The sequence below is a fragment of the Ornithinimicrobium panacihumi genome, assembly GCF_052073805.1.
GTDB lineage: Bacteria > Actinomycetota > Actinomycetes > Actinomycetales > Dermatophilaceae > Ornithinicoccus > Ornithinicoccus panacihumi.
Genome location: NZ_JBQGWG010000005.1, coordinates 113,782 through 134,153, shown reverse-complemented (window position 1 = coordinate 134,153; position 20,372 = coordinate 113,782). Strand labels below are relative to the sequence as shown.

Here is a 20,372-nt window from a genome sequence, read left to right as displayed (position 1 = left end):
CAGCTGGTCACTTGACAAAGGTCATCTCCTTCTTGTTGCCCAGAATCCCCTGAGGCCGGAAGGCGACCAGGAGCATGAGGGCCACACCGACCATGATGTAGCGCAGGTAGCCGGCCTGCGAGGTAGAGATCGGGATCCAGCCCTCGGCCGCCATCGCCGGCAGGAGGCCGGAGAGAAAGGCCATCAGGCCCCAGTAGATGATCGAGCCCAGCACGGGGCCGAAGAGGGTGGCGGCACCACCCAGCAGCAGCGCGGTCCAGACGAAGAACGTCAGGCTGGGCAGGTAGTACTGCGGGATCACCGCCGACGGCAGCGCGATGACCACGCCGCCGAGCGCGCCCAGGATGCCGCCCAGGATGAGGGCCTGCATCTTGTAGAGGAAGACGTTCTTGCCCAGCGAGCGCACGGCGTCCTCGTCCTCGCGGATGCCCTTCAGCACGCGGCCCCAGGGGCTGCGCATGAGCAGCCAGACCAGGAGGATGGCGACGGCGACGAGCGCGAGCCCGAAGATGCGGATCCACCAGTTGTCCGCGCTGTAGGTCCAGGGGCCGAAGCCGTAGTTGCCCGGGGGCAGCGGGTTGGCGCCGCGGAAGCCGGCGTGGTAGCCGCCCAGGCCGTCGGCGGAGTTGGTCCACTTCTCGAACAGCCGGGTCTGGAAGAGCAGGCGCACGATCTCGGCCGCGGCGATCGTCACGATCGCCAGATAGTCAGCTCGTAGCCGCAGCGTCGGGATGCCCATGATGAGGGCGAAGATGATCGCCCCGACGATGCTCACCCCGATGGCCAGCCACCAGGGCAGGCCGAAGGACAGGATGGAGATGGCGTAGCCGTAGGCGCCGATGGCCATGAAGCCGGCCATGCCGAAGTTGAGCAGCCCGGCATAGCCGAAGTGGATGGCCAGCCCGAGGGCGGCCAGCATGAAGCCGATGGTCTCGGGAGAGAGCATGAAGGCGGCCGTGTTGTTGAGGATGGAACCCCAGTTCATCGCAGTTCTCCCTTCCTATCCGATTCTTTCTCGTCGCCCCAGGATCCCTTGGGGTCGCACGAGCAGGATGATGATGAGGACGGCCAGGGCGCCGACGTACTTGATGTCGGAGGGGATCCACAGGGTCGAGACCTCGACGAGGACACCGATGACCAGCGCGCCGATGAGGGCACCGAAGGCGGTGCCCAGACCTCCGAGGCAGACCGCGGCGAAGATGAGAAGCAGGACCTGGACGCCCATGTCCCACTTGGTGCCAGGGCGGAAGTAGGCCCACAGGATGCCCGAGAGCCCGGCGAGGGCGCTGCCGGCGATCCAGACGATCCGCGTGACCGCCTCGACGTCGATGCCGCTCGCAGCCGCCAGGGGACGGTTGTCGGCGACGGCGCGGGTGGCCTTGCCGGTGCGGGTGCGCTGGAGCCAGTAGGCCACGGCCAGCAGGACCACGAGGCTGATGCCCATGCTGAGCATGTCGACCGTGGACAGCCGGATGGGCCCGAGGATCTGGTGCTTGACACCGCCGGAGCCGGGCAGCTGGTAGGTGCCGCCGCCGATGAAGAACTGGAAGATGAAGCGTCCCGCCAGCGACAGACCGATGGTGAGGATCATCAGCTGGACCAGGCCGGTGCCACGCCGCCGCAGGGGTCTCCAGATGCCCGCGTCCACGGCCCAGCCGAGCGCGCCGCTGAGGACCACCGCGATGATGATCGCGATCCACATCGGCAGGCTGAGGAAGACGCCGAAGACCAGCGCCATGACCGCGCCGAAGGTGATCATCTCGGCGTGGGCGAAGTTGGTCAGACCGGTCGTGCCGAAGATCAGGGACAGGCCGATGGAGGCGAGCGCGAGCATGAGGCCGAAGTTGAGGCCGTTCATCAGACGTTCGGTCAGCTGGGGCAGGAAGCCGACGGTCTGGCGCTCGCCCTCACCCAGGAAGAAGTTGGCCGGCTGGAAGAACTGGCTGCCGAACTTGACCTCGAGCGGGTTGTCCCCGGTGACCGTGATCCCGTCCGGCAGGCTCTCCTCGTCGATGAGGACCTCGTAGGGGTCGGTCGTCGGCACGCCGATCCGGGCCTGGCCGCGCTCGTTGGTCAGGGCCTCGGCCTCGAAGCCACCGCCGCTGACCACGACCCGCACGTCCTTGACGGGCTCGTTGTCGTTGCGCACGTTGACGGCGACGTTCTGGTCGTGCTCCTCGATGCCGACCTGGGAGGGGTCGTCACCACCTTGGGCGTGGGCCACGCCGACGGGTACGAGCGCCAGGAGGACGGCCGTGAGCCAGAGCACCGGCAGCTGCCAGAGTCTCCGGGCACGACGGTGCTCCCGGTGAGGGGTGGTGGGCGGCACAGCTCCTCCAGCCTGATGGGTCACGGGCACAGATAACCGTGGTGCATCCTTGCGACCACGGTGGAGGAGAGCATAGGCGAACCTCGGCCCGCTGCACAGATCTGCGCCCAGGTGTGTCCGGATCGTGACCTAAGCTGGTCGACGGGCCACGAAGATGGCGGTGCCCGGCAGCACCTCGCCCCGCGTCCGGCTCCACCCGCCCCACACGTGGTCGGCGTCGGCGGGCCACTCGGGCTCGACCAGGTCGACCAGCACCAGGCCGGCCCCGGCCACGGCGCGGACCAGGTCGCCGACGGTCCGGTGGTGCTCGGAGTAGGTCGCCCGCCCCGCCGAGGTCTCCTCGACGTAGGCCAGCCGGTCGAAGTAGGAGGACCGGGCGGTCAGGCCCTCGACGCCGGGGACGTCCGGGAAGGCCCACCGCACCGGGTGCGTCACAGAGAAGGCCAGCGTGCCGCCTGGGCGCAGCACCCTGGCCCACTCGCGCACGGCCCCGTCCGCGTCCGGGATGAAGGCCATCGCCCCGTGCGCGCTGAAGACGACGTCGAAGGTGCCGTCGGCGAAGGGCAGCCGGCCCCCGTCGCACTGGACGTAGGAGGGGACGGTGCGTGGCCGCATACCCCCGTCGATCCGTCTTCCGACCCGGAGCATGCCGCCCGACACGTCCGAGCTGAGTACGAGCGCCCCCTGGCCGGCGCACCAGCGCCCACCCTGGGCCGCGCCCGACCCGACCTCCAGCACCCGGCGGCCGGACAACGGACCGAGGAGGCCCAGCTGGGCCTCGGTCCACCCCTCGGGGCCCCACACCAGCTCCGCGTCGCCCAGGAAGTCGCCGTGCTCGGCGTAGTAGGCCTCCGCCTCGGAGTCCCACCACGCGCGTCCCGCGCGGACGGCCTCGGTATGGGGCAGCTCCCGGCGGACCACCCGGTCTGGGGCCGGGGGTGGCGGCTGGGGGACGGGCGCGGACGGCTGCGGGGGAGTGGGCACAGGCCATTTTGACCTGGCAGGTCACGGATCGGTAGTCTGGGCGGGCGTGTCACGTGCCATTTCGCGTGCCCGCAAGCAAGCACTTGTCCACCACTCATTCTCTGTCCACAATCGGAGCCCCTACTACATGACTGCCACTACGGCCGAGCAGGCCACTCAGATCGCCATCAACGACATCGGCACTGAGGAAGAGCTGCTCGCAGCGATCGACGCAACGATCAAGAACTTCAATGACGGCGACATCGTCGAAGGTGTCATCGTCAAGGTCGACCGGGACGAGGTCCTGCTCGACATCGGCTACAAGACCGAGGGTGTCATCCCCTCCCGCGAGCTCGCCATCAAGCACGACGTCGACCCGTCCGAGGTCGTTTCCGTGGGTGACGAGGTCGAGGCCCTTGTCCTCCAGAAGGAGGACAAGGAGGGTCGCCTGATCCTGTCCAAGAAGCGTGCGCAGTACGAGCGCGCCTGGGGCTCCATCGAGAAGGTCAAGGAGGAGGACGGCGTCGTCACCGGCACCGTCATCGAGGTCGTCAAGGGTGGCCTCATCCTCGACATCGGCCTGCGCGGCTTCCTGCCGGCCTCCCTGGTCGAGATGCGTCGCGTCCGCGACCTGCAGCCCTACGTCGGCAAGCAGATCGAGGCCAAGATCATCGAGCTGGACAAGAACCGCAACAACGTGGTCCTGTCCCGCCGCGCCTGGCTCGAGCAGACCCAGTCCGAGGTCCGCACGACCTTCCTCAAGGAGCTGCAGAAGGGCCAGGTCCGCTCCGGCGTCGTCAGCAGCATCGTCAACTTCGGTGCCTTCGTCGACCTCGGTGGCGGTGTGGACGGTCTGGTCCACGTCTCCGAGCTGTCCTGGAAGCACATCGACCACCCGGGCGAGGTCGTCGAGGTCGGCGACGAGGTCACCGTCGAGGTGCTGGACGTCGACATGGACCGCGAGCGCGTGTCCCTGTCGCTGAAGGCCACCCTCGAGGACCCGTGGCAGACCTTCGCGCGCACCCACGCCATCGGCCAGGTCGTGCCCGGCAAGGTCACCAAGCTCGTCCCCTTCGGTGCGTTCGTGCGCGTCGAGGACGGCATCGAGGGCCTGGTCCACATCTCCGAGCTGGCCGAGCGCCACGTGGAGCTGCCGGAGCAGATCGTCACCGTCGGTGGCGAGGTCTTCGTCAAGGTCATCGACATCGACCTGGAGCGTCGCCGCATCTCGCTGTCGCTGAAGCAGGCCAACGAGGCCGTCGCGGCCGAGTTCGACCCGACCCTCTACGGCATGGCCGCCGAGTACGACGAGGAGGGGAACTACAAGTACCCCGAGGGCTTCGACTCCGAGACCAACGAGTGGCTCGAGGGCTACGAGACCCAGCGCGAGAAGTGGGAGAAGGAGTACGCCGACGCCCACGCCCGCTGGGAGGCCCACAAGGCCCAGGTCGAGGCTGCTGCCGCCGCCGACGCCGAGGCCGGCGTCGAGGTCGTCCCGTCCTCCGCGTCCTACTCCTCGGAGTCCCAGGACGACGAGACCGCCGGCACCCTGGCCTCCGACGAGGCCCTGGCCGCGCTGCGCGAGAAGCTCACCGGCAACTGATCACGGGGTCGCGGCACCGCCGCTGACACCCTGATAGGGACGAAGGCCCGGCACCCACGACACCGTGGGGCCGGGCCTTCGGCGTGTCCGGGGGCGTGTCGGCGGGGGAAGCGAGGGAGAGGTGACGAGCGCCACATACCCGTCGAACCTTGAGATTGCCTGGGAGAGTATGTAGTCTGTGTCGCTGCTTTCTACGGAACCAGACCTCGACTACGCAAGGTGATCTCCATGTCCGCACCCGCAGCACCTCCACCGACCGCCGACGCACGCGACGATCACCCGCAGGGAGGGAAACGGACCGGCCTGGTCGCGCGGGTGTTCTGGCCCTCGGCCGCCCTGATCCTCGCCTTTGTGCTGGCCGCCGCCATCTTCCCCGAGGGGATGAACAAGGCGCTGGGCGATCTCAACAAGGTGGTGGTCGAGTCCATCGGCTGGTACTACGTCCTGCTGACCTTCTTCTTCGTCGCTTTCTGCCTCTGGCTGGCCGTCAGCGAGTACGGCAAGGTCAAGCTGGGGCGTGACGACGAGGAGCCGGAGTTCGGCTACCTGTCCTGGTTCGCGATGCTCTTCTCCGCGGGGATGGGGATCGGCCTGATGTTCTGGGGCGTTGCCGAGCCGCTCTTCCACTACGCGCAGCCGGCGCCGGGCTCGCTGCCCGACGGGGCGACCAGCGCCGACGCCGCCAACGCGGCCATGGGCAGGGTCTTCCTGCACTGGGGCCTGCACGCCTGGGCGATCTACATCGTCGTCGGTCTGGGCGTGGCCTATGCCGTCCACCGCAAGAAGCTGCCCGTCTCGATCCGCTGGGCGCTCAAGCCGCTCCTGGGCGACCGGGTGGAGGGGTGGATCGGTGACCTGATCGACATCGTGGCCATCGTCGGCACCCTCTTCGGCGTGGCGACCTCGCTCGGCTTCGGCGTCAGCCAGGTCGCGGCGGGTCTGGACTTCATGGGTCTGGCCGACGGCGGCAACCACTGGGTCCAGGTCGCCCTGATCATCGGCATCACGGTGATCGCGACCGCCTCGGTGGTGTCGGGCATCGGCAAGGGCATCAAGTGGCTGTCCAACATCAACCTGACCCTGGCCGGGCTGCTCATGCTCTTCGTCCTCATCGCCGGGCCGACCCTGTTCCTGTTCAACGACTTCGTGCAGTCCATCGGCTACTACCTGCAGAACTTCTTCCGGATGAGCTTCACGACCATGCCCTACCAGGCAGAGGGCCCGGCCTGGCTGGGCGGCTGGACCACCTACTACTGGGGCTGGTGGATCAGCTGGTCGCCCTTCGTCGGCGTCTTCATCGCCCGGATCTCCCGGGGACGGACGGTCCGGGAGTTCATCACCGGTGTGCTCCTGGTCCCCACCCTGCTGACCACCGCCTGGTTCGTGATCATGGGCGGCACCGCCCTCTACCGCGAGGTCTTCGGCGAGGGCGGCCTGGTCGGCGAGGACGGCTCCGTCTCCACCAACGAGGCGCTCTTCCAGATGCTCGACGGCCTGCCGGGCGGTCCGTTCCTGGCCGGGCTGGCGATCGTCATGATCGTCATCTTCTTCGTCACCAGCTCCGACTCCGGCTCCTACGTGGTCGACATGATCGCCAACGGCGGAGACCCGAACCCGCCGCTGTGGAGCCGCGTCATGTGGTCGGTGCTCGAGGGTGCCATCGCGGCGGTGCTGATCGTCGCCGGAGCCGCGGCCGGGGTCGAGGGCGGCGGGCTCAGCTCCCTGCAGACCATGGCCATCCTCACGGCGGCGCCGTTCACGATCGTCATGATCGGGATCTGCATCTCCCTGGTGAAGGCCTTCGCCGCGGAGATGAAGGAGGCCCGCCGGATCGAGCGGGCGCTGGCGGCGCGCGAGCTGGCCCTCGAGGCCTCGGAGCTGCAGAACCGCTAAGGTCGACCAGGTGTCTTTGAGCCTGGTCGATGCCCGCACCCGTGCCCAGATCGTCTCGGAGGTGGCCTACGAGATCCACCTCGACCTGAGGGACGCGACGGACCCCGGCGCCGGCGAGTTCACCGCGACCACGCGGGTGACCTTCGCCGCCACGCCGGGGGCCGTCTCCTTCCTCGACCTCCAGCACGCGCGGGAGGTCAGCGTCGAGCTGAACGGCAGGCCGCTCGACCCGGCGGTCGTCCACGACGTGGCGGGGGAGCGGGTCCAGCTGCCCGACCTCGAGGCGGAGAACACCGCGGTCGTGACCGCGCGGCTGCCCTACGTCACCGACGGCGACGGCCTCAACCGGTTCGAGGACCCGGCCGACGAGGCCGTCTACCTGGGCGCCTACGGCGGGATGGACGTGGCGCGGCGGGTCTTCGCCTGCTTCGACCAGCCGGACCTCAAGGCGAGCTTCACGCTGCAGGTGGAGGCCCCGACCGGCGCGACCGTCATCACGAACGCCCCCGCGGAGCGGCGTCCCGGCGCCGAGGACGACGGCCCGGGCACCTGGGTCTTCGGCACGACCCCGCCGATCTCGACCTATCTCTTCGCCGTCTGCGTCGGCCCGTGGGCCTCCCGGACCTGGGAGCACGCCGGCCTGGAGATGGGCTGGCACTGCCGCGCCAGCCAGGCCGAGGACCTCGACCGCGACCTGCCCGGGCTGCGGTCGGTGACCGAACGCGCCTACGACCACTACGCGCGGATCTTCACCGAGCCCTACGCCTTCGGGGCCTATCACCAGGACTTCGTTCCCGGCCACAACTGGGGTGCCATGGAGACCCCCGGCTGCGTGACCTTCCGTGACGAGCTCCTGCCGACCGGGTCGACCGACGAGGCCCTGGCCCGCGGCCGGGCGATGACGATCGCGCACGAGATGGCCCACATGTGGTTCGGCGACCTGGTGACTTTCCGCTGGTGGGAGGACACCTGGCTCAACGAGTCCTTCGCCGACTACATGGGCTTCGTCGTCGGCGGGGTGGCCCTGCCCGGCGAGAACGCCCTGGCCGAGTTCGACATCTCCCGCAAGGCCGGGGGCTACGCCGCCGACCTGAGGCCGAGCACCCACCCCGTCGCGCCGCGCCCCGAGGACGTGCCCGACGTGGACTCGGCGTTCAACAACTTCGACGCCATCTCCTACGCCAAGGGCAACTCCTGCCTGCGCCAGCTCGCCTTCTGGCTGGGCGAGGAGACCTTCCTGGCCGGCGTCAACGCCCACCTCGGTGCCCACCGCTTCGGCACCGCCACGCTGCAGGACTTCGTCGCCTCGCTGCAGGGGGTCACCGACCGCGACGTGGCCGGCTGGGTCGAGGCCTGGCTGCGCAGCACCGGTCACGACACGCTCGTGGTCGAGCGGTCCGAGGGACCGCCCGTCCTGCACCGCGAGGGTATGCGGCCCCACCGGGTCCGCGTGCGCGGTTACCTCTCGGGGGAGGCGGGTCGCCTCGACCCCGCGTGGGAGCAGGTCGTGGACCTCGCCGACGAGCCCGTCACCCTGTCCGAGGCGGACCTGGTCGTCCCCAACGCCACCGGGGACACCTTCGCCCGCGTCGTGCTGGACGACCGCTCCCGCACCGTGCTCGGCGGCGCGCTGAGCCGGATCCCGGACGAGCACACGCGGGTGATCGCCTGGGCCACGCTGCTGGACGAGGCGGTCCGGGCCGAGCTGGCCCCTGCCGACCTCGTCCCTCTCATCGAGGAGCACCTGCCGGCCGAGGAGGCCGCCGTGGCCGTGACGCACGTGCTCGCGCGTGGGCTCCTGGCGGTCACCGCGGTCGGGCTGCCCGAGGAGCTGCCGGGTCTATACGACCGGCTGGCGACCGTCGGCCTGCAGCTCCTGGCCGGCGACGACGAGCGCCCGGCCGTCGTCCAGTCGGCCGTCTCCGCGGTCCTGGCCACCAGCCACGACGCCGAACTGCTCGGACGGTGGCTGTCGGACGGCTCGGCCCGCGGTTCGCTGACGCAGGCGCAGCGGTGGCAGGCGGTCATCCGGCTGGCCGAGCTCGACGCGCTGCCCGAAGACCTGCTCGCCGCCGAGCTGGAGCGGGACGGCTCCAGCGTCGGCCGCCTGGCCGAGCTGTCCGCGCGGGCCGCGCGCCCCGACCCGGCCGCCAAGCGCGACGCGCTCGAGCACCTGGCCGCCGAGGGGACGTCCAACCGTGAGATCACCGCCCTCGCGCGCGGGCTGTGGGACCCGGAGCGGCGTGACCTGGTCGACGGGCTGGTCGGGGACTTCCTGACCGCCGGGGCGCAGGTGGCCCGGCGCGGCCAGGCGATCGGCCTCGTCGTGGGACGGGCCACGCCCGCCTTCCGATGGACGCCCCAGCAGCTGGCGGACCTGCGCTCCACGTTGACCGACGAGAGCCTCCCGCCGGTGCTGGCGCGCACCTGGGCCGACATCCTGCACGACCAGACCCGCACCCAGTCCGCACAGAGGTGAGCTGCCGCATACCCGCTGGGGTCGGGTCTGTCGGTGCGGGGGGTTAGCGTTGACGCCATGCGTCCCACCACCGACCTCCAGCGGACGGTCAACCCCTTCCGGGTGGAGTCCGACTTCCAGCCCAGCGGGGACCAGCCGACCGCCATCGCCGAGCTCGCCGACCGCGTCAACAGGGGCGAGGAGGACATCGTCCTGCTCGGCGCCACCGGCACGGGCAAGTCGGCCACGACTGCCTGGCTGATCGAGCAGGTCCAGCGACCCACCCTGGTGATGGCGCCCAACAAGACCCTCGCCGCCCAGCTGGCCAACGAGTTCCGCGAGCTGCTGCCGCACAACGCGGTGGAATACTTCGTCAGCTACTACGACTACTACCAGCCCGAGGCCTACGTCCCGCAGACGGACACCTACATCGAGAAGGACAGCTCGATCAACGACGAGGTCGAGCGGCTCCGGCACTCGGCGACCAACAGCCTGCTCACCCGACGTGACGTCGTCGTCGTCGCGTCGGTGTCCTGCATCTACGGCCTGGGCACCCCCCAGGAATATGTCGACCGCATGGTCCGCCTCAAGGTCGGGCAGACGATCGGGCGCGACGACCTGCTGCGGCAGTTCGTGACGATGCAGTACACCCGCAACGACATGGCCTTCACCCGCGGCACCTTCCGGGTCCGCGGCGACACCGTCGAGATCATCCCGCAGTACGAAGAGCTCGCGGTGCGCATCGAGTTCTTCGGCGACGAGATCGACGCTCTCTACACCCTGCAGCCGGTGACCGGCGAGGTGGTCCGCGAGGAGCAGGAGATGTATGTCTTCCCCGCCTCCCACTACGTCGCCGGGCCGGAGCGGATGGAGCGCGCGATCGGCGGGATCGAGGCCGAGCTGGCCGACCAGCTGGCCCGCTTCGAGCGCGAGGGCAAGCTGCTGGAGGCGCAGCGGCTGCGGATGCGCACCACCTACGACATCGAGATGATGCGCCAGGTCGGCTCCTGCTCCGGCATCGAGAACTACTCGATGCACATCGACGGACGTCAGCCGGGCTCGGCGCCCAACTGTCTCCTGGACTACTTCCCCGAGGACTTCCTCCTGGTCATCGACGAGTCCCACGTCACCGTGCCGCAGATCGGGGCGATGTACGAGGGCGACATGTCCCGCAAGCGGACCCTCGTCGACCACGGCTTCAGGCTGCCCAGCGCCATGGACAACCGGCCGCTGAAGTGGGAGGAATTCCTCGAGCGCATCGGCCAGACCGTCTACCTGTCTGCCACGCCCGGCTCCTACGAGCTGGCCAAGAGCGACGGCACCGTCGAGCAGATCATCCGTCCCACCGGCCTGGTGGACCCCGAGGTGGTGCTCAAGCCGACCCGGGGCCAGATCGACGACCTCCTGCACGAGATCGGGCTGCGGACCGCCCGCGACGAGCGCGTGCTGGTCACGACCCTCACCAAGAAGATGGCCGAGGACCTCACCGACTACCTGCTCGACAAGGGGGTTCGGGTGCGCTACCTGCACAGCGAGGTCGACACCCTACGACGCGTCGAGCTGCTCCGCGAGCTGCGGCTGGGGGAGTATGACGTGCTCGTCGGGATCAACCTGCTCCGTGAGGGCCTCGACCTGCCCGAGGTCTCGTTGGTGAGCATCCTGGACGCCGACAAGGAAGGCTTCCTCCGGTCGGCCCGCTCCCTGATCCAGACCATCGGGCGAGCTGCCCGCAACGTCTCGGGACAGGTCCACATGTATGCCGACACCGTCACCCCGTCGATGGAGGAGGCCATCGAGGAGACCAACCGGAGGCGCGAGAAGCAGCTCGCCTACAACCGCGAGCACGGGATCGACCCCACGCCGCTGCGCAAGAAGATCGCCGACATCACCGACATGCTCGAGCGGGAGGATGCCGACACCGAGGCCCTCATGGGCAGCGGGCGCCGGCAGTCCCGCGGGACCGGGCGAGGGCGGGCCGCCGCGGCCGCCGTCGGGTCCTCGGCGCTGGAGCGCCGCGCCACCGACGACCTGCCGGCGACCGAGCTCGCGGCCCTGGTCCACGAGCTCACCGACCAGATGCACCAGGCCGCCACCGACCTGCATTTCGAGCTGGCCGCACGCCTGCGCGACGAGATCGGTGAGCTGAAGAAGGAGCTGCGGCAGATGCGGGAGGCCACCTCCTGAGGCAGTCCCACGACACGGGCCCCGGTCGTTCGTGCACGGACCGGGCCGCCCCGGTGTGCCAGAATGTCAAGGTACATCGGAGGGGAGTATCCCCAAGCGGTTCCTTCGTCAGGACGGCGGCGGCGGCCCCAGCGGCAGCCACCACCCGGAGGACCGGCGCCGTGGCCCTGTGCGACGGACGTGGAGAGACCTCCGGTCCGCTTTGGCCTGACCGGAAGGTGCCCTACACATGATCGTGCCCACCTGGGTGTGGATCGTCACGCTCGTCCTCGTCGCGGCGATCTTCGCCTTCGACCTCATCGTCCTGGGGCGTCGGCCGCACGAACCCTCCCGCAGGGAGGTCACCGTCGCCCTGTCGATCTACGTCGGTCTGGCGGTGCTGTTCGGGATCGGCGTGCTCATCACCAACGGTGGGCAGCTCGCAGGTGAGTTCTTCGCCGGCTGGTTGACCGAGTACTCCCTCTCGATCGACAACCTCTTCATCTTCCTGATCATCATGGCCAAGTTCGGCGTGCCCAGGAAGTACCAGCAGTACGCCCTGATGGTCGGCATCGTGATGGCCCTGGTCATGCGCGCCCTCTTCATCCTGGTGGGTGCGGCCGCGATCAACCGGTGGTCCTGGGTCTTCTACATCTTCGGGCTCTTCCTGATCTACACCGCGGTCAAGCTGGCCAAGGAGAATCTCTCCGACGAGGGCGACCACGACGAGGACTTCCAGGAGAACGCGCTGCTGCGCGCCGTGGAGAAGCGCTTCCCGGTGACCCAGTCCTGGGAGGGCGGGACCAAGCTGCGGATCGTGGAGAACGGCAAGAAGGTCCTCACCCCGATGGCCATCGTCATCCTGGCGCTGGGCACCACCGACCTGCTCTTCGCCCTGGACTCGATCCCGGCGATCTTCGGTCTGACCCAGGAGCCCTACCTGGTGCTGATGGCCAACGTCTTCGCCCTCATGGGTCTGCGCCAGCTCTACTTCCTGCTCGGTGACCTGCTCAAGCGTCTGGTCTACCTGGGCCTGGGTCTGGCGGTGCTGCTCGCCTTCATCGGCGTCAAGCTGATCCTGCACGCGATGCACGAGAACAACCTGTCGTTCATCAACGGCGGCGAGCCCTTCCACGTCTGGGACATCCCGATCTGGTTCTCGCTGTCGGCGATCATCGTCATCCTGGGCGTCACCGCGGTGGCCAGCCTGCTGAAGACGAGCCGCGACAAGAAGAAGGTCGCCGCCGCCACGACGGGCACGGGCACCGCTGGCACGACGGGCTCGAGCACGGGCACCATCGCGGACCGCGACCGTCTCGACCTCGAAGAGGTCTCGATCCACGACTACGACCCGAATCGGGAGCACCCGGTGCAGGACCCGGTGGCCGACGACCAGGGCCCGGCCATCCCGCGTCCGCGCGACGGCGAGGACGGCTCGACTCAGGTCTGAGCCGACCCGTTCAGGGACCGGGGTCCGGGACCGGGCCGGGCGCCGCGGCTGGTGTCCGCTCTGGCCCGGACCCTCGTCCCAGGACCAGGATGCTGGCCAGCACGACCAGCCCCATCCCGACCAGCTGGGGGACGGTCAGCACCTGGCCCAGCACGAGCAGCCCGGCCAGCGCCGCGGCCGCCGGCTCCAGGCTGAGCAGGATCCCGAAGGTGCCAGAGCTCAGGTGGCGCAGGGCGAGGAGCTCGAGGCTGTAGGGGATGGCCGAGGACAGCAGGGCGATGCCCAGTCCTCGGACCAGGGCGTCCGGGCTCCAGAGCGCTGCGCCCGCGGTCATCAGTCCCCACGGGAGCGTGATGATGGCGCCGATGGCCATCGCGAGGGCGATGCCGTCCAGGCCCGGGAAGCGGGCGCCGGTGCGGCGGCTCAGCACGATGTAGGCGGCCCAGCAGGCTCCGGCGGACGCGGCCAGGGCGATGCCGAGATGGTCCAGCTCGTCCCACGGCGTGGTCATGGCCTCGGAGATCAGCACGATGCCGCCCAGGGCGGCGACCACCGCTGACAGGTCACGGGCCCGCCGTGAGACCGCCGCGGCCAGCGCCAGGGGCCCGAGGAACTCGATGGTCGTGGCGACGCCCAGTGGCAGGCGGTCCAGGCTGCCGTAGAAGGTCAGGTTCATCAACGACAGCGCCACGGCGAACATCCCCACCACGAGCCAGTCGGCCCGGCTGCGCCCGCGGATCGTCGGCCGCACGAAGACGCACAGGATGATCGCCGCGAGCACCAGCCGGATGCTGACCGATCCGACCACCCCGACCAGCGGCAGCAGGGTGACCGCCAGGGCCGCGCCGAACTGCACGGACACGATGGCCAGCAGCACCAGGACGACAGCGTGCACGCGTGGAGCGATGTCGGGGGAGATGGGCTCGCCTCTCAACTAGGGGCCTGGTGGCTATCGAGCAGAGTAGCCGCTAGCCGCTACGGAACCCGTCGAGGAGGAGATCGAGATCGATCGGTTGGCGAAGAGGGGGGTCAAGCGTGAACTAGTTGAGCTCGCAACTCACGTTGATCTGGACAGCATCCGGAGGAGTGCCAACCGTGAAGCGCGCCAGGAACTCGCCCGACTCGAGCTCGACCACGGGCTCGGCGTCACTCAGAGCCCAACGCTTCTTCCCCACGATCACCTCAGCCGCGAAGTGGCTGGGTGCTCCTGCTGATTCCTCCGTGACCCCGCCGACGACGAGGCCCACGTAGTCAGTCGCCGCTTGGTCGAGCTCTCGGTAGTTCGTCCCGAAGTGGGCGATGACGAAGTCGCCTCGTCGTATGCACTCCGCGCCGAGAATCGTGGACGTGCCCTCGCGCGCCTCGATCAGTGCCTGGCCCGGTCCGCAGTACTTGGTCGACTCTCCGCCGGCGGAGTCGACGGTGCTTCCGCATGCGGTGCTCCGGGTCGCAGCCTGCTTGTCGTCGCCGCCACGACTGCCCCGGGTTCTGTCCGTGGCCGTCTGTGGGGCGGCGTCATCAGCGACGTCAGTCGTCGCCACCGACGGATTCTCACTGACGGCGGACCCCGCCTGACTGCTGCTTGGCGCCTCCGGCGGAGATTGCCTCGCCGCGTCGGCGCAGCCTGGCAGAGACACCGCGACCAGGGCCAGCCCGATGAGGTGACTGGGCCGATGGCTCCTCAGGTCGACCCACTTCGAGGACCCGGATCCGCCATCCGGTCGGTAATAGCCCACCTGCTCGGGGTGAGCAGGGTCAGACACATCGATCAGTCGTGTGCCGTTCCCGTAGAAGGACTGGACCACGAGGTCGCCCTTCATCTCGAAGTAGTGCGCGGAACAGCCAGTGCGAGGGTTGGTGCCTTCCTGGCCCCAGGGCGAGAACTCGCCCACGATGTCCAATCGGTACGGGTTCTCAGGGGTAGAGCGCCATCCCTGCCCGTCGCGGCTGTCGCCCAGGGAGACGATCAGGAGGTTCCCGTCGGTCTCGCAGCTGGTGCTGAAGTTCTCGATCGTCACCAGCGCAAGATCCCCCGCCTCGTGTCCACCCAGGGACCTCGTGGGGCGCAGCGCGTTGTGTGCGAAGGAGCCGCCCGGGAAACCGACATCAGGCTGCTGGATGAACTTGCCGCCGGCATAGGGGATCGGGTCACTCGCCGTGGCGACGCGATGAGCTCGTGCGACGGGGTCCCAGTGACGACCCTTGGTCCAGTAGCCGCGGAGACCGCCCCGGCCCGAGACCCATGCAATGCCGGCCTCGTCGACCTGCACGTCGTGCGCGTAGTCCGTGACCCCGTCATTGCGGCCCAGGTCGACAGGATTCTTGTACACCTGGGGCTTCTTCGGGTTGCGGATATCCGTGACGAAGACGGGGCGGCCAGCCCAGTCAGCTGGCTGATCCTTGTCCTTCATCGGCCCGCCGGTCCACAGATACTTGCAGTCGTTGATGCAGGTCGTGGTGTGGCCGGCAGGGACGTCTGCAAAGCTCAGGATCTCCAGGTTGGCGGGGTCCCGCGCCGAGACGATGTAGATCCCTGACTGTCCGCTGTCCTGGGGCTGACCGAAGGCCCTCGGGTCCTGCGACAGGAAGACCCGCGTGCAGCCGGGAAACCCTGCACTATGTGCTATTGCACTGACGGTGTTTTGCGGGTAATCTCGCCCATCAGGGCCGTAGCCTGCAGCCATGATCAGGTCGATCAAAGACGATGACTGAGAGGGAAACCCCATGAATTCACCCATCAAGCGGTGGCGCAAGGCCTCGGGTGCCGCCACTGTCGCCGCAGCCACGGCGCTCGTGGTCACCGCCTGTGGCGGCGGGATCGGCGGCTCCGGCGGCGAATCGGAGGACGGCCCGATCAAGCTGGGCATGCTCGCGCCCTTCTCCGGGTCCGAGGCCGCGTTCGGCGACTACATGAAGAACGGTGCCCAGCTCGCGATCAGTGAGATCAACGAGGCCGGCGGCATCGACGGCCGCAAGCTCGAGCTCGTCGTCGAGGACGACGCCTGCGACGCCACCGCCTCCGTTGCCGCGGCGCAGAAGCTGGTCACCGCCGGTGTGCGGGCCTCCGTCGGCGGCTACTGCTCCGGCGCGACGCTGCCGACCATCCCGGTCTTCAAGGACGCGAAGATCCCGATGGTCATCCCCGCGGCCAACTCCAACGCGATCGTCGGCCAGGGCGCGTTCATGATCAACGGCACCGGTGCGCAGCAGGCCGAGGCGGGCATCAAGTTCGCCACCGACCTGGGCGTGACCAAGGTCGCGACCATCAACGACCAGACCGACTACTCCAAGGACCTGTCGGACACCTTCATCGCCGACGCGGAGGAGGCCGGCAACTTCGAGGTCGTCCTCGACGGCGCGGTCAACCCCGACGACAAGGACTTCTCGGCCAACGTGAAGGCCGTCATCGACGCCGACCCCGAGTTCGTCTACTGGACCGGTTACTACCAGGCCGGTGGCCTGCTCGTGCGCCAGCTGCGTGAGGCTGGCTACGAGGGCACCATCCTGGTCGGCGACGGCACCGTCGACGCGCAGTTCGCGGAGATCGCCGGCGACGGCTTCACCGACGACGTCTACGGCACCTTCACCAAGACCCCGGACATGCTCGAGGACGCCGACGACTGGATCGCGGCCTACGAGGAGATCTCCGGCGGCGACGCCCCCGGCCCATACTCCATCCAGAGCTACGACGCCGTCCGCGTCGTGGCCGAGGGGATCAAGAAGGCCGGCTCGACCGACGGCGACGCCGTCAACGAGGCGATCGCCGCGATCGACGGCCTCGAGCTGTCCTCCGGCCCGCTGAAGTTCACCGACGAGGGCACCCTCACCGGCGGTGGCTTCGTCATCGTCACGGTCGGCCCGGACGGCAACTTCGTCCTCCACGACGACCTGCAGGACTAAGCGCCCACCACCCCCGGGGCGCGGCGACGTCGCCGCGCCCCGGGGAGCGCCCGCTCCCTAGGACACTCATGAGTCAACTTCTCTGGAACGGCCTCTTCGTCGGCTCGTTCTACGCGCTGATCGCGCTCGGCTACAGCATGGTCTACGGCATCATCAAGCTGCTGAACTTCGCCCACGGCGACATCTACATGCTCGGCGCCTTCTTCTCCTTCGTCATCCTCGGCGGCATGACCGGGCTGCTCGGGATCGGCTCGATCCCCGTGCTGCTCCTCGTCATGCTCATCACGATGCTGCTCACCGGCTTCATGGGCGTCTTCATCGAGCGGGTGGCCTACCGCCCGCTGCGGGGCAGCCCACGGCTCTCGGTGCTCATCACCGCGGTCGGTGTCTCGTTCACCCTGGAGTACGCCGTCCGCCAGATCTTCGGCCCGAACCCCAAGGTCTTCCCGATCCGGCTGTCCGGCGAGCCCATCACCATCCTCGGCGCACGCATCACGCTGCCCCAGGTCGTGCTGATGATCGTCGCCGCGCTGCTGATGTTCGCCCTCCAGCGCTACATCATGAAGACCCGCGAGGGCCGCGCGATGCGCGCGATCGCGCTGGACCAGCGCGCCTCGCTCCTCATGGGCGTTAACGTCAACAAGGTCATCTCCCGCACCTTCTTCATCGGCTCGGCGCTCGCCGGCGCCGCGGGCGTGATGGCAGCGGCCTACTACGGCTCGATCGACTTCCTGATGGGCTTCGTCATCGGCCTCAAGGCCTTCACGGCGGCGGTCATCGGCGGCATCGGCAACATCTACGGCGCGATGCTCGGCGGCCTGGTCCTGGGCCTGCTGGAGTCCTTCGGCACCCACTTCTTCGGCGGAGAGTGGCGCGACGTCTTCGCCTTCGGCTTCCTCATCCTCTTCCTCACCTTCCGCCCGACGGGCATCCTGGGTGAGCGCGTCACGGAGAGGGTCTGACATGGCGACCGACAGCGCGCGTCTCCAGGCGCCCGAGCCGTTCATCCAGCGGCCCCCGCAGCCGACCGGCCCCCTCGCGCCGCAGACCTTCATGCGCGGCCTGGGCCTGATCTGCTTCGTCGCAGCCCTGGCCCTGCCCTTCATCTCGGCCTCGCCCTACCTGATCTCCATCCTCACCAGCGCGTTCATCTACATCGTGCTGGCGATGGGGCTCAACGTCGTCGTCGGGTATGCCGGTCTGCTCGACCTGGGCTACATCGCCTTCATGGCGGTGGGCGCCTACACCTCGGGCATCCTCACCACGACCTTCGGCTTCTCGATGCTCGAGACGATCCCGTTCGTGATCGTCGCCTGCATCATCGCGGGCATCATCATCGGCGGGCCGACCCTGCGCCTGCGCAGCGACTACCTGGCGATCGTCACCCTGGGCTTCGGCGAGATCGTCCGGATCACCGCCAACAACCTGTCGGTGACGGGCGGACCGACCGGCATCCACGGCATACCGACCTGGTCCTTCTTCGGCTGGTCCTTCGCCGACGGCCTCAACCTCTTCGGCCTCTACTTCAACTCCAAGATCCTGCTCTACTACTTCGTCCTCATCGTCGGCATCGGCGGCGGCGTCGTCGCCGCGGCCCGGCTGGGCAAGGGCAAGATGGGCCGGGCCTGGAAGTCGATCCGGGACGACGAGGACGTCTCCGAGGCGATGGGCATCAACGGCTACCGGACCAAGCTGATGGCCTACATCATCGGCGCGATCTGGGGCGGTTTCGCGGGCACCCTGATGGGCGCGCACCTCAGCGCGATCTCGCCCAACAGCTTCCTCTTCCTCTACTCCGCCCTGGTCCTCATGGCGGTGGTGCTCGGAGGTATGGCGTCAACGCCTGGCGTGATCATCGGTGCCCTCTTCGTCTCCCTGGCCCCGGAGTTCCTGCGTGAGTTCTCCGACTGGCGCTTCCTGCTCTTCGGCCTGCTGCTGGTGGTGACGATGGTCTTCCGCCCCAAGGGCATCTGGCCGGAGAACTCCGTGCTGCCCTTCCTCAAGAAACGAGAGGCGACCGAACCCGTGGACGACGAGAACGCCGAGGCGGTGAAGGGATCATGACCGCGCTGCTCCAGGTCGAGGACCTCGCCATCAGCTTCGGCGGCATCAAGGCCGTCGACGGCCTGTCCTTCTCGGTGTCGGAGGGCGAGATCGTCTCGGTCATCGGCCCCAACGGTGCCGGCAAGACCTCGGCGTTCAACTGCATCTCCGGGTTCTACCGTCCCAACTCGGGCAAGATCCTCTTCGACGGCGAGTCGATCATCCGCAAGAAGCCGTCGTTCATCACCCGGCGCGGGATGGCCCGGACCTTCCAGAACGTCCGGCTCTTCAACGACATGACCGTCCTGGAGAACGTCAAGACCGGGATGCACTCGAGGCTGCACCAGAACGTCTTCGACATCATGCTGCATACCCCGCGCTATCGCCGGAGCGAGGCGGAGTGCACGCGCGACGCCCAGGGCTGGCTCGACTTCGTGGGCTTCCGCTCCGACGACGAGCTGCTGGTCACCCAGCTCCCGTACGGCGAGCAGCGCCGGGTGGAGATCGCCCGCGCGCTGGCGACCCAGCCCAAGCTGCTCCTGCTCCACGAGCCGGGCGCCGGGCTGAACCACTCGGAGAAAAACGAGCTGATGGAGCTGGTCCGCAAGGTGCGCGACGCCGGCGTCGGCATCGTCCTCATCGAGCACGACATGGGCCTGGTCATGCAGGTCTCGGAGCGGATCGTGGTGCTCAATTACGGCAAGGAGATCGCCGACGGCACCCCCGAGCAGATCAAGAACGACCCCGTGGTGATCGCGGCCTACCTGGGGGAGGAGGAGGCATGAGGCTCGTCCTGGACAACGTCGACCTCTTCTACCACCGCGTCCACGCCCTGCGGGAGCTCTCGCTGGTCGTCGAGGAGGGGGAGATCGTCTCCCTGCTCGGCAACAACGGCGCGGGCAAGACCTCGACCCTCTCGCTCATCTCCGGCCTGGTGCGGGCGAAGTCGGGCACCGTCACGTGGGGCGACCACGGCCTCACGACTATGCGCCCGTGGGACATGGTCGGCGCCGGGCTGATCCACGTGCCCGAGGGCCGGCGGATCTTCTCGACGATGACCGTCCACGAGAACCTCCTGCTCGGCGGCTACCTCGTCGACGACCAGAAGCTCGTCCTCGAGCGCGCCGACCACGCCTACGAGCTGATGCCCCGGCTCGCCGAGCGTCGCAACCAGCACGGCGGCACCCTCTCCGGCGGTGAGCAGCAGATGCTCGCCGTCGGCCGGGCGCTCGTCAGCGGGCCCAAGCTCCTCCTCCTGGACGAGCCCTCGATGGGTCTGGCGCCGCTGATCGTCAAGCAGGTCATGGACGTCATCGAGGCCATCAACGCCGACGGCACCACCGTGCTGCTCGTCGAGCAGAACGCCCGTGCCGCGCTGAAGATCGCCCACCGCGCCTATGTCCTGGAGTCCGGGCGGGTGACCATGTCCGGCCCCGCTGCCGAGCTGGCCCAGGACCCCAAGGTGATCGAGGCCTACCTGGGTGTCTGACCGGTCATCCCGGTCAACTCCTCGCGGGGTCGCACCCGCCCGCCGCTAGTGACATGTAATATTGCACCAGGCATCGGCGCC

At 68.6% G+C, this 20,372-nt stretch carries 15 protein-coding genes; 10 read left to right on the top strand and 5 right to left on the bottom strand.

Annotation, left to right across the window (positions count from 1 at the left end; genetic code table 11):
• Window positions 1-7 precede the first annotated feature (7 nt).
• The 3 genes from ACTMMA_RS07285 to ACTMMA_RS07275 form a co-directional block, all read right to left on the bottom strand.
• Window positions 8-985, bottom strand: coding sequence for a branched-chain amino acid ABC transporter permease (locus ACTMMA_RS07285; RefSeq protein ID WP_441189448.1), 978 nt, complete (start codon window positions 983-985; stop codon window positions 8-10).
• A 15-nt stretch (window positions 986-1,000) separates the two neighbouring features.
• A complete protein-coding gene (locus ACTMMA_RS07280) occupies window positions 1,001-2,269 on the bottom strand; it encodes a branched-chain amino acid ABC transporter permease (RefSeq protein WP_441189447.1) in 1,269 nt (422 codons plus the stop codon).
• 189 nt (window positions 2,270-2,458) lie between these two features.
• The gene (locus ACTMMA_RS07275) at window positions 2,459-3,313 is read right to left on the bottom strand and encodes a class I SAM-dependent methyltransferase (protein ID WP_441189446.1); all 855 of its coding nucleotides are present in this window, start codon (window positions 3,311-3,313) and stop codon (window positions 2,459-2,461) included.
• A gap of 127 nt (window positions 3,314-3,440) precedes the next feature.
• Here ACTMMA_RS07275 and rpsA point away from each other — a divergent pair, with 127 nt between their 5' ends.
• The 5 genes from rpsA (at window position 3,441) to ACTMMA_RS07250 (ending at window position 12,859) form a co-directional block, all read left to right on the top strand.
• Window positions 3,441-4,895, top strand: coding sequence for a 30S ribosomal protein S1 (gene rpsA, locus ACTMMA_RS07270; RefSeq protein ID WP_441189445.1), 1,455 nt, complete (start codon window positions 3,441-3,443; stop codon window positions 4,893-4,895).
• 228 nt (window positions 4,896-5,123) lie between these two features.
• Window positions 5,124-6,788, top strand: a complete 1,665-nt coding sequence (locus ACTMMA_RS07265; RefSeq protein WP_441189444.1) for a BCCT family transporter — start codon at window positions 5,124-5,126, stop codon at window positions 6,786-6,788.
• A 10-nt stretch (window positions 6,789-6,798) separates the two neighbouring features.
• Window positions 6,799-9,267: an aminopeptidase N gene (pepN, locus tag ACTMMA_RS07260; RefSeq protein WP_441189443.1), complete on the top strand. Its 2,469-nt coding sequence runs from the start codon at window positions 6,799-6,801 to the stop codon at window positions 9,265-9,267.
• Between the two features lie 57 nt (window positions 9,268-9,324).
• Window positions 9,325-11,430, top strand: a complete 2,106-nt coding sequence (gene uvrB, locus ACTMMA_RS07255) for an excinuclease ABC subunit UvrB (protein ID WP_441189442.1) — start codon at window positions 9,325-9,327, stop codon at window positions 11,428-11,430.
• Window positions 11,431-11,659: 229 nt separating this feature from the next.
• The gene (locus ACTMMA_RS07250) at window positions 11,660-12,859 is read left to right on the top strand and encodes a TerC family protein (RefSeq protein ID WP_441189441.1); all 1,200 of its coding nucleotides are present in this window, start codon (window positions 11,660-11,662) and stop codon (window positions 12,857-12,859) included.
• Window positions 12,860-12,869: 10 nt separating this feature from the next.
• On the opposite strand, the gene ACTMMA_RS07245 is transcribed toward ACTMMA_RS07250, so the two are convergent.
• Entirely contained in the window at window positions 12,870-13,754 is an 885-nt protein-coding gene (locus ACTMMA_RS07245) for an EamA family transporter (protein WP_441189440.1), read from the bottom strand.
• Window positions 13,755-13,899: 145 nt separating this feature from the next.
• The gene (locus tag ACTMMA_RS07240; protein WP_441189439.1) at window positions 13,900-15,558 is read right to left on the bottom strand and encodes an LVIVD repeat-containing protein; all 1,659 of its coding nucleotides are present in this window, start codon (window positions 15,556-15,558) and stop codon (window positions 13,900-13,902) included.
• Between the two features lie 25 nt (window positions 15,559-15,583).
• On the opposite strand from ACTMMA_RS07240, the gene ACTMMA_RS07235 reads away from it, so the two are divergent.
• The 5 genes from ACTMMA_RS07235 (at window position 15,584) to ACTMMA_RS07215 (ending at window position 20,291) form a co-directional block, all read left to right on the top strand.
• Window positions 15,584-16,759, top strand: a complete 1,176-nt coding sequence (locus tag ACTMMA_RS07235) for a branched-chain amino acid ABC transporter substrate-binding protein (RefSeq protein ID WP_441189438.1) — start codon at window positions 15,584-15,586, stop codon at window positions 16,757-16,759.
• Between the two features lie 68 nt (window positions 16,760-16,827).
• Window positions 16,828-17,721: a branched-chain amino acid ABC transporter permease gene (locus ACTMMA_RS07230; protein WP_441189437.1), complete on the top strand. Its 894-nt coding sequence runs from the start codon at window positions 16,828-16,830 to the stop codon at window positions 17,719-17,721.
• A 1-nt stretch (window position 17,722) separates the two neighbouring features.
• Window positions 17,723-18,823 carry a branched-chain amino acid ABC transporter permease gene (locus ACTMMA_RS07225; protein WP_441189436.1) on the top strand — a complete coding sequence of 367 codons (1,101 nt, stop codon included), beginning with the start codon at window positions 17,723-17,725 and terminating at the stop codon, window positions 18,821-18,823.
• Window positions 18,820-19,587: an ABC transporter ATP-binding protein gene (locus tag ACTMMA_RS07220; RefSeq protein ID WP_441189435.1), complete on the top strand. Its 768-nt coding sequence runs from the start codon at window positions 18,820-18,822 to the stop codon at window positions 19,585-19,587. The genes ACTMMA_RS07225 and ACTMMA_RS07220 overlap by 4 nt, the downstream gene beginning before the upstream one ends.
• A complete protein-coding gene (locus ACTMMA_RS07215) occupies window positions 19,584-20,291 on the top strand; it encodes an ABC transporter ATP-binding protein (RefSeq protein ID WP_441189434.1) in 708 nt (235 codons plus the stop codon). The genes ACTMMA_RS07220 and ACTMMA_RS07215 overlap by 4 nt, the downstream gene beginning before the upstream one ends.
• Window positions 20,292-20,372: the final 81 nt, after the last annotated feature.